The 15,687-nt window shown below is 46.7% G+C and carries 14 protein-coding genes; all 14 read right to left on the reverse strand.

From position 1 onward, the window contains the following. Positions 1–114 precede the first annotated feature (114 nt). Positions 115–954, reverse strand: coding sequence for a 3-deoxy-8-phosphooctulonate synthase (gene kdsA / locus DC094_RS00835; protein ID WP_116685205.1), 840 nt, complete (start codon positions 952–954; stop codon positions 115–117). A gap of 182 nt (positions 955–1,136) precedes the next feature. Then, positions 1,137–1,466, reverse strand: coding sequence for a helix-hairpin-helix domain-containing protein (locus DC094_RS00840; protein ID WP_178030857.1), 330 nt, complete (start codon positions 1,464–1,466; stop codon positions 1,137–1,139). A gap of 260 nt (positions 1,467–1,726) precedes the next feature. Continuing rightward, the gene (pyrF, locus tag DC094_RS00845; RefSeq protein WP_116685206.1) at positions 1,727–2,473 is read right to left on the reverse strand and encodes an orotidine-5'-phosphate decarboxylase; all 747 of its coding nucleotides are present in this window, start codon (positions 2,471–2,473) and stop codon (positions 1,727–1,729) included. A gap of 132 nt (positions 2,474–2,605) precedes the next feature. Further along, positions 2,606–3,763 carry a lipopolysaccharide assembly protein LapB gene (lapB, locus tag DC094_RS00850; protein ID WP_116685207.1) on the reverse strand — a complete coding sequence of 386 codons (1,158 nt, stop codon included), beginning with the start codon at positions 3,761–3,763 and terminating at the stop codon, positions 2,606–2,608. A gap of 5 nt (positions 3,764–3,768) precedes the next feature. After that, a complete protein-coding gene (locus DC094_RS00855) occupies positions 3,769–3,999 on the reverse strand; it encodes a LapA family protein (protein WP_158527185.1) in 231 nt (76 codons plus the stop codon). Positions 4,000–4,176: 177 nt separating this feature from the next. Further along, entirely contained in the window at positions 4,177–4,467 is a 291-nt protein-coding gene (gene ihfB, locus DC094_RS00860; protein ID WP_116685209.1) for an integration host factor subunit beta, read from the reverse strand. A 102-nt stretch (positions 4,468–4,569) separates the two neighbouring features. Next, positions 4,570–6,243 (reverse strand): 30S ribosomal protein S1, encoded by a 1,674-nt coding sequence (rpsA, locus tag DC094_RS00865; RefSeq protein WP_116685210.1) that lies wholly within the window; start codon positions 6,241–6,243, stop codon positions 4,570–4,572. Positions 6,244–6,365: 122 nt separating this feature from the next. After that, positions 6,366–7,040 (reverse strand): (d)CMP kinase, encoded by a 675-nt coding sequence (gene cmk, locus DC094_RS00870; protein WP_116685211.1) that lies wholly within the window; start codon positions 7,038–7,040, stop codon positions 6,366–6,368. Then, positions 7,037–8,401, reverse strand: coding sequence for a 3-phosphoshikimate 1-carboxyvinyltransferase (gene aroA, locus DC094_RS22780; RefSeq protein WP_116685212.1), 1,365 nt, complete (start codon positions 8,399–8,401; stop codon positions 7,037–7,039). The genes cmk and aroA overlap by 4 nt, the downstream gene beginning before the upstream one ends. Before the next feature lie 2 nt (positions 8,402–8,403). After that, positions 8,404–9,300, reverse strand: a complete 897-nt coding sequence (locus DC094_RS22785; protein ID WP_116685213.1) for a prephenate dehydrogenase — start codon at positions 9,298–9,300, stop codon at positions 8,404–8,406. Next, a complete protein-coding gene (gene hisC, locus DC094_RS00885) occupies positions 9,290–10,423 on the reverse strand; it encodes a histidinol-phosphate transaminase (RefSeq protein ID WP_116685214.1) in 1,134 nt (377 codons plus the stop codon). Before hisC ends, DC094_RS22785 begins: the two co-directional genes overlap by 11 nt. Positions 10,424–10,559: 136 nt before the next feature. Further along, positions 10,560–11,681, reverse strand: coding sequence for a prephenate dehydratase (gene pheA / locus DC094_RS00890; RefSeq protein WP_241503937.1), 1,122 nt, complete (start codon positions 11,679–11,681; stop codon positions 10,560–10,562). A gap of 62 nt (positions 11,682–11,743) precedes the next feature. Continuing rightward, complete coding sequence (gene serC / locus DC094_RS00895) at positions 11,744–12,853, reverse strand: 3-phosphoserine/phosphohydroxythreonine transaminase (RefSeq protein ID WP_116686154.1); 1,110 nt, start codon at positions 12,851–12,853, stop codon at positions 11,744–11,746. Between the two features lie 54 nt (positions 12,854–12,907). Then, the gene (gyrA, locus tag DC094_RS00900) at positions 12,908–15,592 is read right to left on the reverse strand and encodes a DNA gyrase subunit A (protein WP_116685215.1); all 2,685 of its coding nucleotides are present in this window, start codon (positions 15,590–15,592) and stop codon (positions 12,908–12,910) included. Positions 15,593–15,687 lie beyond the last annotated feature (95 nt).

Consider the following 15,687-nt stretch of genomic DNA (forward strand, 5'->3'; position numbering starts at 1 on the left):
CAGACTTTAGCCATATAACCTTTGAGATATTCGCCCTATTTTAGCTAAGCTTTTTCTCAAGACAAAAAAAAGCCGCAAGCAATAATTTGCTTGCGGCTTTTTAATTCGAATTTTTTATTCGGTATCAAGATCTGGCATTGATTTAACTAAATCGTCCAGCTGTTTCATTTGTATCAAAAATGGCTCTAATTGATCGAGGCGCAATGCACATGGACCATCACAACGTGCATTTTCTGGATCTGGATGCGCTTCAAGGAACAAGCCAGCAATTTTCTGACTCAATCCAGCTCGCGCCAAATCAGTTACCATCGCCCGGCGACCGCCAGCTGAAGTGGTCGTACCACCAGGCAACTGCAATGAATGAGTCACGTCAAATACCACTGGGTATTCAAATTTCTTCATTTCACCAAAGCCCAGCATATCAACCACAAGATTGTTATAACCGAAGCTGCTGCCACGCTCACAGAGAATCAGGTTTTCATTGCCTGCTTCTTCACACTTTTTCAGGATATGTCCCATTTCACGTGGTGCTAAAAATTGCGCTTTCTTGATATTGATAACCGCATCAGTTTTAGCCATCGCTTCAACTAAGTCTGTTTGACGAGACAGGAAAGCAGGCAACTGAATAATATCGCACACTTCAGCCGCAGGGAGCGCCTGGCTTGGCTCGTGAACATCGCTAATTACAGGAATATTAAACGTGTCTTTGATTTCTTGAAGAATTTTCAAGCCTTCATCAATACCCGGACCACGATAAGAGTTGATAGAAGAACGATTCGCCTTATCAAAAGACGCTTTGAAAATATATGGAATGCCCAGTTTGCGTGTCACTTCAACATACTTTTCAGCAATCGTCATTGCCATATCACGGGATTCCAGCACGTTCATGCCGCCCAACAAAATCATCGGCAAATCGTTGGCGACTTCAATATCGGCAACCTGAATCATTTTCATAAATAGCGTCCGTCTCTAAGACCAAGGGAACAAATTGGCGCAGATTATACGCTTTTGCCAGATTTATGCAGCCACCGATATCACAAACTCGCTCTTGCCCACTCACTATGGACTACCTGCCTAAAACCTAACAAACCGGACGCTGACCGAAATTGGTTTGTTAGGCCTGGGCAGATACAAAACTATTGCAGATTAATTTGAATACGCTGGATATTTTTTGCCACAGTCGATTGGCCAATACCCTTCACTTTAATCAGCTCTTCAGCCTTAACAAATGGCCCATGTACCTCTCGATAAGCGACAATGGCCTGTGCTTTGGAAAGACCAACACCTTTTAAAGCATCAGCAATTTGTTCAGCCGATGCTTGATTGATATCGATTACCGACTCAGCTTGAACTGCAGTTTGAGCCAGCGTCGATTTGGTAGATGACTCTGCAGTGGCCATACCTGAAAACGATAGAATGGCACTAGAAAATAACAATACAAACCAGCCAACCTTGGCAAATTTCATACAACGTCTCCTTGTTGTTATTGATGCAAGCCACACCGGGTAACAATGATTTGTTTTACCGAAAAATATGACTCAACCTTTCAAAATAACCTGCAAATAAAAACGCCTTGAAATTCAATCTTGACGATTTACACCAAAATCAAATATCAAAGCGTTTTAATCGTGGTTAAACGACACTTTTATTACAAGATGATTTCTATCTATTTAAAAAAGCATGTGTGTAGAGATCACTCAAACAAAAACTTATCACTTCAAAAAAACTACAAGCCCTTAATTGATTGATTGATTTGTTGCAAAGCTAACTGTGGATTTTCAGCCTTAGTAATTGGCCGACCAATCACTAAGTAACTGGATCCATTGATCAGTGCCTGACGCGGTGTAACAATTCGAGTTTGGTCGTCCTTGGCATAGCCCTCGGGACGAATGCCTGGCGTTACCAAAAGGAAATCTTCACCGATTGTTCGGCGTAAAACTTCTGCCTCTCGCGCCGAACAAACCACACCATCCAAACCCGCTTGATAAGTTAGTTTGGCTAAATTAACTACTTGTTGCTCAATCGAGCCACTAAAACCCAATTGAGCAAAATCTTGCTCTGAAGTGCTGGTTAGAACTGTCACTGCAATTAACTTGGTTTTAGCTCTGCCATTTTTAGGTGCCACTGATGCAACAGCTTCTTTTGCTGCCTGCATCATTTTTACGCCGCCACTGGCATGAATATTAACCATCCAGACGCCCATTTCAGCAGCAACTTTACACGCCGCTGCAACTGTATTTGGAATATCGTGGAATTTTAAATCAAGAAAAACTTCAAAACCCTTTTGCTGCAATTGATCAACCAACTGCGGTCCAGCCAAAGTGAATAATTCTTTACCTACTTTTAAGCGACATTGAGAAGGAGAAACTTGATCAGCAAAAGCCAGCGCATCTTGAGGATTATTAAAATCCAGCGCGACCAATACCCTGCAATTGGTGTGCACTTCATAATCTGCTTGATTGTTTTCAGCCATACTTTTTGTCCTGATTATATTTTACTTTGAATATTTTGAATCGAAAATACTGCCTTGCGAATGCACTGCAACTGACCGGGTACCTAGGATCGTTTGCTTTGCTTTGCTTTGATAGGAACGCATTACAACTGATTACGCCCCTTCTGCACCAATGACCGGACGTACGCTATTCCAGTCATTGCAGGCGGGACATTGCCAATGCAATTGGTTGCCTTTAAAGCCACATTTATAACAGCGGTATTTATGCTTGTTTTGAACGAGCTGACTGACCAGCTGTTGAATAACCTGCAAACTCTCTGCACTTTCCGAACAACTGGGCAACTGCAATTCAATCAATCGCTCAACGCCACGTAGCGAGGGCTTTTGCTTCATTGCCTGAATTAGCGTCTGACTACCAGCCTTTTGACCTTCAGCAACACTGATTGCATCAACCAACGCCAATACAATCGCAATCGATTCAGATTGCTGACTAAAGCGCTTTAATAAATTAATTCGAGTTGGATGATTGCCGGTCTGATCAAAAATTTCTTTTAAAAGCGGCAACACTTCTGGCAAAAAATCGGCTTGCTGCTCAGCCACCTGCTCTAGGTGTCGGATTGCCGATCGATGATTACCCAAAACCTGATAATGATGCGCAATCAACAAACTCGCTCTAACGCAGTTTCGATCTGCCGCTATCGCCTTATTGGCAAATTTTAATGCAGTCGATAATTCATCCGCCTTACAACTCTGATCCGCCAATTCGCAATAATAGTGCGCAACCACTGGCCCAACTTCAGAAGCTTTACGCTGACGCAAAACCTCAATCGCTTTTTGCCATTCGCTTTCAGTTTGATACAGTTTTTGTAACTGGTCTTGGCAGCGGCGGCGGTAATCTTTTTTGGTGATTAGCTCGCTAAAAATACCCTCAGCTCGCTCATAGATACCAGCAGCCATGTAATCTAGCCCTAATTCGAACAATGCTAGATCGCGGATATAACCAGAAAGATTAGGACGAGCAATTAGATTTTGATGTAAGCGAATCGCTCGATCAACTTCACCTTTACTTCGATATTGATGCGCTAAAGCCAGATGTGCTTCGGCGGCATTTTTATCCAGATCAGCTAATTTAACAAAAGAATCAACCGCAAGATCTGGCTGCTCACTCAATAAAAAATTTAATCCGGCAACATACTGCTGTGACAATTCGCCAGATTCAGCATGCTTTTTTTGACGCGCACCTATCCACCATCCCGAGATAGCCGCTAGCGGGATTAAAGCCACCGCCAGCATAAATAGCGCTTCAACCATTTAATTTAACCCTCCCGTGGGGGATTCTTTTTTAACGTAAACCCCAACGCTGCAATAAAACCGGCACTCGCACCTAACAACAAGGCAAGCGATACATGCAAGCCAACCGGCCAGCTTTGCTCAACCAACAAATAGTTAATAGTGATCGTCTCGGAATTGATCATGCCAAAACCGATACCATAACCTACTATCGCCAGAGACAGGGTTAGCATTATCAAAATTCTTATTGTTCTCATCGCTCCACCTATATGCATATGTACCATCACGCAGACTTACCATCATGCAACTTCACGGACTGCTATCCATGCGCACTTCTTGATGCTTATTTTTTTGCCTACTCAAACTGCAGCTATAAAAAAAGCGGCGCTAAAAGAGTACGCCGCTTTTTTTAATTTGGAAATTACTGATTAAGACTAATCAGCAAATTTCTCATTTACGCGTTCGCGCAATTCCTTACCTGGCTTAAAGTGCGGCACAAATTTGCCGTCCAATGCAACAGTTTCGCCGGTCTTTGGATTACGACCGTTACGAGGTGCACGGTAATGCAAGGAAAAACTGCCGAACCCGCGAATCTCAATGCGCTCGCCATTTTCCAGGGAGCCAACCATCTCTTCCAAGAGGGTTTTTACTGACATTTCCACATCTTTATAGGACAAGTGTGGCTGCTTAAGGCTTAACCTTTCGATCAGCTCGGATTTGGTCATAGAAATAACTCTGACTAATAACTTGAAAACAAGGGGATACTACACAAAATAATTGAGGCTGACCTTGGCCAGCCTCAATAAAGCACTAATGCATTAGGTAAATTACTTGCCTTGCATCTGTTGCTTGATCAAATCACCCAAAGTCGCAGGAGCAACTAGCTCCTCAGTACGACGAGTGTAATCATCCATTGCAACGGTCTCTTCTTCGCTGTCTTTCGCCTTAATGGAAAGGCTCAGGCTGCGAGCTTTGCGATCAACACTGATCAGCTTAGCTTCAACTTCGTCACCAACCGTCAACACTTTAGTAGCGTCTTCGATACGGTCACGAGAGATTTCAGATGCGCGCAAGTAGGCTTCAACACTGTCAGTTAACTGAATAACTGCGCCCTTAGCGTCAACTTCAATAACCTTACCGGTTACTACAGTGCCACGTGGGTTAGTCGCTACGAAGCCATTGAATGGGTCTTCTTCGATCTGCTTGATACCCAGTGAGATACGCTCACGCTCAGGATCAACAGACAGTACAACTGCTTCCAACTCGTCGCCTTTCTTGAACTGACGCACGGCTTCTTCGCCAGCTGCAGTCCAGGAGATGTCAGACAAGTGAACCAGACCATCGATGCCGCCGTCCAAGCCGATGAAGATACCGAAGTCAGTGATTGACTTGATCTTACCGGAAACACGGTCGCCTTTAGCCTTGGTAGTCGCGAAATCTTCCCATGGATTGGTCTGGCATTGCTTAATGCCCAGAGAGATACGACGACGCTCTTCGTCGATATCCAGAACCATAACTTCAACTTCTTCACCCAGCTGAACAACTTTGCTTGGGTGAACGTTTTTGTTGGTCCAATCCATTTCAGAAACGTGTACCAGACCTTCAACGCCTTCTTCGATTTCAACGAAGCAACCGTAATCAGTGATGTTAGTCACTTGACCACGCAGACGCGTGCTTTCTGGGTAACGACGACTGATTTCGACCCATGGATCTTCGCCTAACTGCTTCAGGCCTAAAGATACACGAGTACGCTCGCGATCAAACTTCAGAACCTTAACGTTGATTTCATCACCAACATTTACGATTTCTGAAGGATGCTTAACGCGCTTCCAAGCCATATCGGTAATGTGCAACAGACCATCAATGCCGCCCAAATCTACGAATGCACCGTAGTCAGTCAGGTTCTTAACGATACCCTTAACTTCCATACCTTCTTGCAGATTTTCCAGCAACTGCTCACGTTCTGCACTGCTTTCTTGTTCTACAACGGCACGGCGGGAAACAACAACGTTGTTACGCTTCTGGTCAAGCTTGATAACCTTGAACTCGAGCTCTTTGCCTTCCAGGTGAGTCGTATCACGAACTGGACGAACGTCAACCAGAGAACCAGGCAAGAACGCACGGATAGTGCTGATATCAACGGTGAAACCACCCTTAACCTTGCCAGAAATAACACCTTTAACAGCTTCTTCAGCTTCAAAGGCAGCCTCAAGAACGCCCCAAGCTTCAGCACGCTTGGCTTTTTCGCGAGACATGCGAGTTTCACCGAATCCGTCTTCAACAGATTCCAGTGCAACGTCTACCACGTCACCGACTTCGATTTCTAACTGACGATTATCACCGTAGAACTCGTCTACAGGGATGAAACCTTCAGATTTTAAACCTGCGTCAACAGTTACCATTTCCCGATCGATAGCGATTACAGTCGCTTTCAGGATGGAACCGGACTTCATTTCTTGACTTTCGTACTCGGCAAAGAGTTCTGCGAAGCTTTCGCTCATTACAAATATTTCCTAAGGGCGCCCGATGCGGCCTTTTCAAGTTACTCCACAAAGCTAAAATATCTAGCGATATGGGCCTGGTTAAAAAAAGCCCTTGCTGAAAAATTCAACATGGGAGAGTTTTAGATCCGTTGCTTAGCCAATTGCAGCGCTTTTTCAAGCACTTGCTCGATACTGAGTGTACTGGAATCCAGCATTACAGCATCGACAGCTGGTTTAAGCGGCGCGGTAGCTCGCTGGCTGTCGCGCAGATCTCGTTCAGCAATGTCCCGCTGAAGGGCGGAAAGATTAACATCTAGCCCCTTGGCCTTCAACTGGTTATAACGTCTTTTTGCCCGTTCTTCTGAGCTGGCGGTAAGAAAGATTTTCAACGGTGCTTCAGGGAATACCACCGTACCCATATCCCGACCATCGGCAATCAAGCCGGGCGTTATCTGAAAATCACGCTGCTTTTGAAACAACGCATCGCGCAATTGAGGTAATGCAGCAATTTTCGAAGCCATTTCACCTGTTTTTTCGGTGCGAATTTCAGCAGTGACATCGTCACCGTTCATTAGCACTCGAGTCGGCTCGCCGACTTCACCCGGCAAAAAAGCAATTTCCAGCTTAGCTGCCATTGCCGCCAATTGCTCAGGTTGGGATTTATCTAGGCCGGCACGAACCGCCGCCAAAGCAGAAATTCGATAAAGCGCACCACTATCCAACAGATGAAAACCCAACTCACTTGCCAGCAATTGACACAAAGTGCCTTTGCCTGAGCCGCCAGGTCCATCAACAGTGATTACAGGAACTGTCATTCATTTTCCTCAACTGCCTGCAGGCCAAAACCAGCCTTGCAAGCCAATTCAACAAAGTTAGGGAAAGAGGTTGCGACGATTTCGCAGCCATCTATCTCAATTGGTGCCGTGGAACGCAAACCGGCCACCGAAAAACTCATAGCAATCCGGTGATCATGGTCGCTCATTACCCGACCACCACCAAACGCGCCACCTGATACAGTGCCGCTCAAACCCGCGCCACGAACAACCATGCCATCGGCAGTCGGTTGCGCATCAACGCCTAAAATCTGCAAACCATCCGCCATCACCTGAATTCGGTCTGACTCTTTAACCCGTAACTCTTCTGCACCGGTTAAAATGGTCTCGCCTTCGGCACATGCCGCCGCTACAAACAACACCGGAAATTCATCAATCGCCAGCGGCACCAAATGTTCAGGAATATGAATTCCTTTCAATTGAGCTGCTTTAACTCGAATATCAGCTACCGGTTCACCGCCAATTTCTCGCTGATTTTCCAGCGTAATATCGCCACCCATTAATTGCAGAATGTCGATAATACCGGTGCGGGTTGGGTTGATACCTACATGCTGAAGTAACAACTCTGAACCCGGCACAATCGATGCCGCTACCATAAAGAAAGCAGCAGAAGATATGTCAGCAGGAACATCAATATCGCAAGCAGACAATCGCTGACCGCCTTCAATAGAAATCCAGCCTTGATCATCTTTACCGATTTCAACGCCAAAGGCAGATAACATCCGCTCAGTATGATCGCGAGTGATCGCAGGTTCCTTCACCCGGGTCACGCCATCGGCATATAAACCGGCCAACAGCACACAAGATTTCACCTGAGCACTGGCCATCGGCGTTGGATAGTCAATCGCTTTTAATTGAGCACCACCTTTTAACTTCAGTGGCGGACGGCCAGCTTCAGCGGTTTCAATATCGGCATTCATCAGGCGCAGTGGATCGGCAACCCGTCCCATTGGACGACGGCTAAGCGAAGCATCACCGACCATAGCCACCGGAAACGACTGCCCCGCCAGCAAACCTGACAGCAAGCGAATCGAAGTACCTGAATTACCCAGATCGATATCGATTTGAGGCTGTTTCAAACCGTCAACACCGACACCATGGACGGTCAATTCACCATTAACCGGCCCTTCAATTTCAACGCCCATGGCGCGAAAACTATTCAAGGTCGCCATTGCATCGGCTCCTTGTAAGAAACCCGTTACATGGCTGGTGCCATCGGCAATGCTAGAAAACATGACCGAACGGTGTGACATCGATTTATCACCAGGCACGCGAAGCTCGCCAGTTAAAGGACGCGCTGCTGAAGTTACAAATTTAATTTTTTCGGACGTATTTTTAGACATAACTACTCGTCTCCATCACCCGGCTTTCCGGCGTGAAAAATGCTGGAGAAATGATCTCTGGCGGATTTGGCGTTTTTAAAACAAGTCATTAACGATTCACTATCATCGGTGCTAATCCAATGACGCAACTGATCCAGATCGGCGCGATATAAATCGAGCACTTCTAAAATGGCTTTGCGGTTAGTGAAGTTAATGTCGTGCCACATTTGCGGGTCACTGGCGGCAATTCGGGTAAAGTCACGAAAACCACCGGCGGCGTAGGAAAATATTTCTCGACTATCATCCATTCGCGCCAAGGTATCGACCAAACCATAAGCTAGCAAATGCGGTAAATGACTGGTTGCAGCCAGCACTTTGTCATGGTGCTCAACGCCGATTTCATCGACCCGAGCACCAATACCCGTCCACAGAGCGCGCACCTTGGCAGTCGCTTGTGGATCAGTCTGCTCGGTTGGCGTTAGCAGCACTCGTCGATCTCGATAAAGCCCTTCAAACGAAGCTTCAACACCGGATTTTTCAGTTCCAGCAATCGGGTGGGCTGGCACCAAGTTAGCAGGTACTTCGCCGAAGACCTTTATTGCATCGTCAACCACGCAACCTTTAACACTACCGGCATCGGTAATAATGGTGTTCGGTGATAGCGCAGGTTTCATGGCTCGAAAAAGCGATTCAAAAGCGCCCATCGGCGCAGCCATTAAAACCATATCGGCATCTTTGACTGCGTCAGCAACATCGGTGGTGTAACTATCGACAACACCCAACTCAACCGCTTTTTGCAAATTAGCTTCGCCGCGACCACAGCCGATAATTTCTTTGACCAAGCCAAACTTGCGCGCATCTCGAGCAACCGAACCACCAATTAGGCCAACACCAATGACCACTAGCCGGTTAATTAGCATTGGCAGGTCCTGCACTAGATACTTCAATCAGTGCATCAATAAACGCTTGGTTTTCTGATTCAGTACCGACGCTAACCCGCAAATATTCTGGCATGCCATAACCTGCAACTGGCCGAACAATAATGCCTTTGCGCAGCAACGCATTAAATATCTGGTCCGAGTCCGCAGCATTTTCAGCCACTTTGATACAGAGAAAATTACCGATTGATGGCAAATAAGCCCACCCTTGCTGATCACAGGCATTCACCAGTTGCTGGTAGCCCGCTTGGTTCATCTGAATCACTCGATCCAAATAATCTTGATCAGTTAATACGGCTTCAGCGGCTCGCATTGCAATCTGATTCACATTGAACGGACGACGCACCCGATTTAGCAACCCGGCGACTTGCGGCGATGCAAAACTATAACCAACCCGCAAACCGGCCAAACCCCATGCTTTGGAAAAGGTACGCGTCACCACCAAATTGGCATATTGCCCCATATAATCGGTGCCACGCGGATATTGCGGTAAATTGACAAACTCACCATAGGCTTCGTCCAGCACCACAATTACCGACTCAGGCACTTGCACCATAAAGGCTTCAAAGGCAGTGCGGTCAAACCAGCTTCCAGTAGGGTTATTTGGATTAGCCAAAAAAACCAATTTTGTTTTATCGGTAATTGCCGCTGCCATTGCTGCTAAATCGTGGCCATATTCTTTAGCGGGAACGATCACCGCATCGGCACCCACGGCTTTAGTTGCAATCGGGTATACCGCAAATGCGTGCTCGGAAAACACCACTTGATCGCCCGGCCCAGCAAATACTCGCGCCAGTAATTCAAGGTTATCGTTTGAACCACTGCCTAGGGTAATTTGCTCAGAAGTAATGCCAGGATTACGTGCTATTAACGCTTGTTTAAGTGAAAAGCCAGCATCATCTGGATAGCGGGTTAAATCGGCCAAAACAGCTTCTGCAGCCGCTTTGGCTTTGGTTGAAATACCAAGAGGATTTTCATTGCTGGCCAATTTGACAACGCTGGTCAAACCTAACTCGCGTTTTAATTCATCTTCGTCTTTGCCTGGTACATAAGGCTTTAAGCCTTGAACTCCAACTTGTGCCAGTGCTTCAAAATCACAGCTCATTATTTTATTCCTAATTTCCTGCCCAGCAGGAATACACCCTTGGGGCCACATTCAAAGGCGTCTCGCCAAATTCACCTTTAAATGTTTTGATTTTCTGTAGGTTGGATAAGTGCAGCGCAACCTATCTTATTTTGCTTTAAAGCACTGCAATCGGATAAGAACCCAACACCTTGACTAACATAGGTTTTGTTGCGAACTCTTCAAGCACTGCTTGCATTGCAGGGTCATCGTTATGCGCCAACACATCAAGGAAGAACACATAGTTCCAATTGCCCTGACGCGATGGACGAGACTCGATTCGACTCAAATCCAAGCCTTTTCTAGCAAAGGCCTCCAGCATGCCAAACAAGGCACCTGGGCGGTTTTCTGCCGAAATCAGCAATGAAGTTTTATCTTTACCCGATGACAGAACGGTTTCTCGACCAATAATCAAGAAACGAGTGGTGTTGTCTGGCTCATCTTCAATATTGCTGGCATGAATTGCCAAACCATATTGAGTGGCCGCCATTTCACCGCCAATAGCTGCAGCATCGTCTCGCTCTGAGGCAATTTTTGCTGCTTCTGCGTTAGAGCCAACCGCATGCCGCTCAACACCCGGAAAACGTCGATCCAACCATTCGCGGCATTGCGCTAGCGATTGCTGATGCGAGTAAATTCGCTTGATAGTACCGATTTGGTTTTTCAGTGATTCCGGCACCATAAAATGGTGGTGAATCCGCAGTTCGACTTCACCACAAATTTTCAGCGGTGATTTTACGAAGGTATCTAGTGTGTGGTTAACCACGCCTTCAGTAGAATTTTCAACCGGCACCACGCCGTAATTAGCGCCGCCCGCCTCTACTTCACGGAACACTTCATCTATCGCTGGCAACGGCTTGGAAATAATAGAATTTCCAAAATGCTTTAACGATGCTTGCTGGGTAAAGGTACCTTCTGGGCCGAGGAAGGCAATTTTCATTGGCTCTTCCAATGCCAGACAAACCGACATCACCTCGCGGAATAAACGCGCCATTTGTTCATTCCCCACCGGGCCGTCGTTACGCTCCATAACCCGACGCAGCACTTGCGCTTCTCTTTCCGGGCGATAAAACAGCGGATCTTCACCCGCTTTCATCTTCACTTCGCCCACTTTTTCGGCACATAGCGCCCGCTGATTAATCAATTGTTGGATTTTGCTATCCAACTGATCGATTTCATCACGCAGCCCCGGCAAATTATCCGGTAGCTGCTCAAGCATCTGTTTTTTATCTTGTGACATAATTTGGTTCAACCTCTATGTCCGGCATCTACAGCCGCTATGCCAGACATCTACGCCAAAAATCAGGCAGTCTGTATTGTTTGGCTTTGCCAGTTTTTCTGTTCAAATTCAGCCATAAATGCAATCAAGGTATCTACACCGGCTTCAGGCATCGCGTTATAAATACTGGCGCGCATACCGCCAACACTTCGATGACCTTTCAAGTTCAATAGACCGCGCGCTTCTGCCTGTTCAAGGAATGCCGCATTCAACGATTCATCAGCCAATACAAAAGGCACATTCATCCAAGAACGATTCATCAGGTCAATCGGGTTGGAATAGAATTCAGATTGATCAATCGCTGCATAAAGCTTTTGCGCCTTACGCTGGTTGATTTCTGCAATGGCCTCTATGCCACCTTGACGCTTGAGCCACTTGAATACTTGGCCCGCCAGATACCAGCCAAAAGTTGGCGGAGTATTGAGCATGGAATCATTGTCTGCATGGTTTTTGTATTGCCATACCGTTGGCGTAAACGGTAAAAACTGCTCCATCAGATCATCACGAATAATCACAATGGTTAAACCGGCAGGGCCAATATTTTTTTGCGCACCGGCGTAAATAACACCGAAACGGCTAACATCGATTGGCCGAGACAAAATATTAGAAGACATATCGACTACCAACGGCACATCACCAGCATCTGGAATGTAATTAAATTCCAAGCCGCCAATCGTTTCATTGGTGGTGTAGTGCAGATAATCAGCATTTGGATTTAAGGTTAATTCCGATTGCTGCGGCACTCGGCTAAAACCGTTTTCGGTGCAATCACCTGCGATAGAGACTTCACCATAACGGCTGCCTTCTTTAATTGCTTTGGTCGCCCAAATACCGGTTTGAATATAATCAGCCTGACCCGATTTACCCAACAGGTTCATCGCTGTCATGGCAAATTGTGCGGTTGCTCCGCCTTGAAGAAACAGCACTTTGTAATTATCCGGGATATGCATCAGATCGCGAAGATCTTGCTCAGCTTCTGCGGCCATCGCTTCATAGGGTTTGCTGCGATGACTTACTTCCATCACCGAAACACCCAAGTTTTGCCAATCGCGCAATTCTTGCTGCACTGCTTTTAAGACTTCTTGTGGCAGAGTTGCTGGCCCTGCACAGAAGTTAAATACCTGCTGATTCACATCCACCCCTCCGACAAAAAGGGAGCCTTGCGGCTCCCTGTATCACTACCTGAATTACTGATCGTCTGGCTGTTGCGCGTCTTGCGCTTCACTAACGCCTGATCCTTCTATTACAGGACCGCTTTCAGTGTCGCCAGTCTCCGGATCGCCATTTGGTTGACCATCTGGATCAACGCTAGGCTCACCATCAATAACATCATCTTCATCTCCAACGTCCAGCTCAGCGATTCTCGCCAAACCAACCAGCTGTTCACCCTTGGAGAGTTTAATCAAGGTAACACCCTGAGTATTTCGACCGACCTGTGATACTTCATCAACCCGGGTGCGTACCAAAGTACCGCCATCGGTGATCAGCATCATTTCATCAGATTCTGCAACGGCTATTGCACCGACCAACTGACCATTACGATCACTGGTTTGAATCGCAATAACACCCTGACCGCCACGACCCTTAGTTGGGTAGCCGCTCATTGCGGTACGCTTGCCGAAACCGTTTTCGGTTGCCGTCAATACATCCGCATCGTCACGCGCTACAACCAGAGAAATAACCTTCTGACCTTCTTTCAATCGAATACCGCGAACACCCTTAGAAGTACGACCCATTGAACGGACGTTTTCTTCTTTAAAGCGCATCGCTTTACCGGTATCAGAGAACAAAATCACTTCCTGATTGCCATCAGTCAGGTCAACCCCGATCAGTTTGTTGCCTTCTTCCAGTCCAATTGCACGAATACCATTGGCACGCGGACGAGAGAATGCTGTCAGAGGCGTCTTCTTGACGGTACCGTTTTCGGTCGCAAAGAAAATGAACTGATCATCGCTATATTCTTTAACTGGCAGAATCGCATTAACGCTCTCGCCTTCTTCTAAAGGCAACAGGTTAACAATTGGCTTGCCACGTGAACCAGGACCGGCTCTTGGCAACTCAAAAGTACGCTTCCAGTAAACTTTACCGGCATTGGTAAAGCACAAAATCGTATCGTGAGTATTGGCAATCAGCAGACGATCAATTACGTCTTCATCTTTCATTTTGGTTGCTGACTTACCACGACCACCACGATGCTGAGCACGATATTCATCTAATGACTGAGCTTTAGCGTAACCGCCACGAGACAAGGTCACTACCAGCTCTTCTTCAGCAATCAGATCTTCGATAGACAGCGTGGCGACTGCATCGATAATCTTAGTACGACGCTCATCACCAAACTCTTCACGCAACTTAACGAATTCTTCACGAATCACTGCCATCAAACGCTCCGGAGAACGCAGGATTTCCAGCAGGCCTTCGATCAGCGATAACAGCTCAGTGTATTCATTGAGAATCTTGTCATGCTCTAAACCCGTCAAACGGTGCAAGCGCATTTCCAAAATTGCTTGTGCCTGAGCAGGAGACAGATGATAACCGTCGGCATGCAAGCCGAATTTCTCATCTAGGTCTTCTGGTTTACAAGCATCATCACCGGCACGCTCCAGCATTTCACCGACGGCACCTGGCTGCCAAACCTGCTCAAGCAGCTTTTCTTTCGCTTCTTGAGCATTTGGCGATGCCTTGATCATGGCAATGATCGGATCAATACTGGCAATTGCAACCGCCAAACCTTCTAATAAATGCGCCCGTTCACGTGCTTTACGCAGTTCAAAAATAGTACGACGGGTAACCACTTCACGGCGGTGGCGCAAGAAAGCGTTAAGGATCTGACTCAGGTTCAGCGTTTGTGGCTGACCATCTAGCAAGGCAACAATATTAATGCCATAAACGATTTGCATCTGAGTTTGTGCAAAGAGGTTATTCAAAATAACTTCTGGCACTTCCGCACGACGCAGCTCGATAACCACCCGCATGCCGTCTTTATCAGACTCATCACGCAGTGCAGTGATGCCTTCAATTTTCTTGTCTTTCACCAGCTCGGCGATCTTTTCGATCAAACGAGCCTTGTTCACCTGATAAGGAAGCTCGGTAATAATGATGGATTGTTTACCGGACTTCTCTTCCTCAACATTGGTTACGGCACGGACATGAATTCGACCACGACCTGTGCGGTATGCCTGGATAATTCCATCCTTACCGTTAATCACAGCACCTGTCGGAAAGTCCGGGCCTGGCACATATTCCATCAGATCATCGATAGACAGATCAGGTTGGTCAACCAGAGCGATACAAGCATCAACCACTTCACCCAAATTGTGCGGGGGAATTTTGGTTGCCATACCGACCGCAATACCATCCGAACCATTAACCAACAGGCATGGAACACGGGTAGGTAAAACGTCTGGGATTTGCTCGGTATCGTCATAGTTTGGAACGAAGTCGACCGTTTCTTTGTCCAGATCCGCCAACATTTGGTGGGCGATCTTGGCCATACGCACTTCGGTATAACGCATCGCGGCAGCACTATCGCCGTCGATGGAACCAAAGTTACCCTGGCCGTCGACCAGGCAGTAACGCATTGAGAAAGGCTGTGCCATACGAACAATCGTGTCATAAACAGCAGAATCACCATGCGGGTGATATTTACCGATTACGTCACCAACGACGCGGGCAGACTTCTTATAAGGCTTGTTCCAATCATTGCCCAATTCACTCATCGCAAATAAAACGCGCCGGTGAACTGGTTTGAGACCATCCCGTACATCGGGAAGCGCCCGTCCCACAATTACACTCATTGCGTAATCGAGGTAAGACTGCTTCATCTCGTCTTCAATATTTACTGGCAGTATCTCGCGTGCCATTTCACCCATGAAGGCGTTTCCTTATACAGTGATGCAAAACCAAAAGGGAAAATCGACTAACTGAAAGTCAGTGCCGAATCCCTTCGGAAAAAAGAGGATCGATC

Source organism: Pelagibaculum spongiae, from assembly GCF_003097315.1.
Taxonomy (GTDB): Bacteria; Pseudomonadota; Gammaproteobacteria; order Enterobacterales; family Pelagibaculaceae; genus Pelagibaculum; species Pelagibaculum spongiae.

What these genes read in the sequence shown, in the direction of transcription:
- kdsA (WP_116685205.1), bottom strand. Translation starts at nt 954, where the DNA reads ATGAAAATGATTCAGGTTGCCGATATTGAAGTCGCCAACGATTTGCCG.
- DC094_RS00840 (WP_178030857.1), bottom strand. Translation starts at nt 1,466, where the DNA reads ATGAAATTTGCCAAGGTTGGCTGGTTTGTATTGTTATTTTCTAGTGCC.
- pyrF (WP_116685206.1), bottom strand. Translation starts at nt 2,473, where the DNA reads ATGGCTGAAAACAATCAAGCAGATTATGAAGTGCACACCAATTGCAGG.
- lapB (WP_116685207.1), bottom strand. Translation starts at nt 3,763, where the DNA reads ATGGTTGAAGCGCTATTTATGCTGGCGGTGGCTTTAATCCCGCTAGCG.
- DC094_RS00855 (WP_158527185.1), bottom strand. Translation starts at nt 3,999, where the DNA reads ATGAGAACAATAAGAATTTTGATAATGCTAACCCTGTCTCTGGCGATA.
- ihfB (WP_116685209.1), bottom strand. Translation starts at nt 4,467, where the DNA reads ATGACCAAATCCGAGCTGATCGAAAGGTTAAGCCTTAAGCAGCCACAC.
- rpsA (WP_116685210.1), bottom strand. Translation starts at nt 6,243, where the DNA reads ATGAGCGAAAGCTTCGCAGAACTCTTTGCCGAGTACGAAAGTCAAGAA.
- cmk (WP_116685211.1), bottom strand. Translation starts at nt 7,040, where the DNA reads ATGACAGTTCCTGTAATCACTGTTGATGGACCTGGCGGCTCAGGCAAA.
- aroA (WP_116685212.1), bottom strand. Translation starts at nt 8,401, where the DNA reads ATGTCTAAAAATACGTCCGAAAAAATTAAATTTGTAACTTCAGCAGCG.
- DC094_RS22785 (WP_116685213.1), bottom strand. Translation starts at nt 9,300, where the DNA reads ATGCTAATTAACCGGCTAGTGGTCATTGGTGTTGGCCTAATTGGTGGT.
- hisC (WP_116685214.1), bottom strand. Translation starts at nt 10,423, where the DNA reads ATGAGCTGTGATTTTGAAGCACTGGCACAAGTTGGAGTTCAAGGCTTA.
- pheA (WP_241503937.1), bottom strand. Translation starts at nt 11,681, where the DNA reads ATGTCACAAGATAAAAAACAGATGCTTGAGCAGCTACCGGATAATTTG.
- gyrA (WP_116685215.1), bottom strand. Translation starts at nt 15,592, where the DNA reads ATGGGTGAAATGGCACGCGAGATACTGCCAGTAAATATTGAAGACGAG.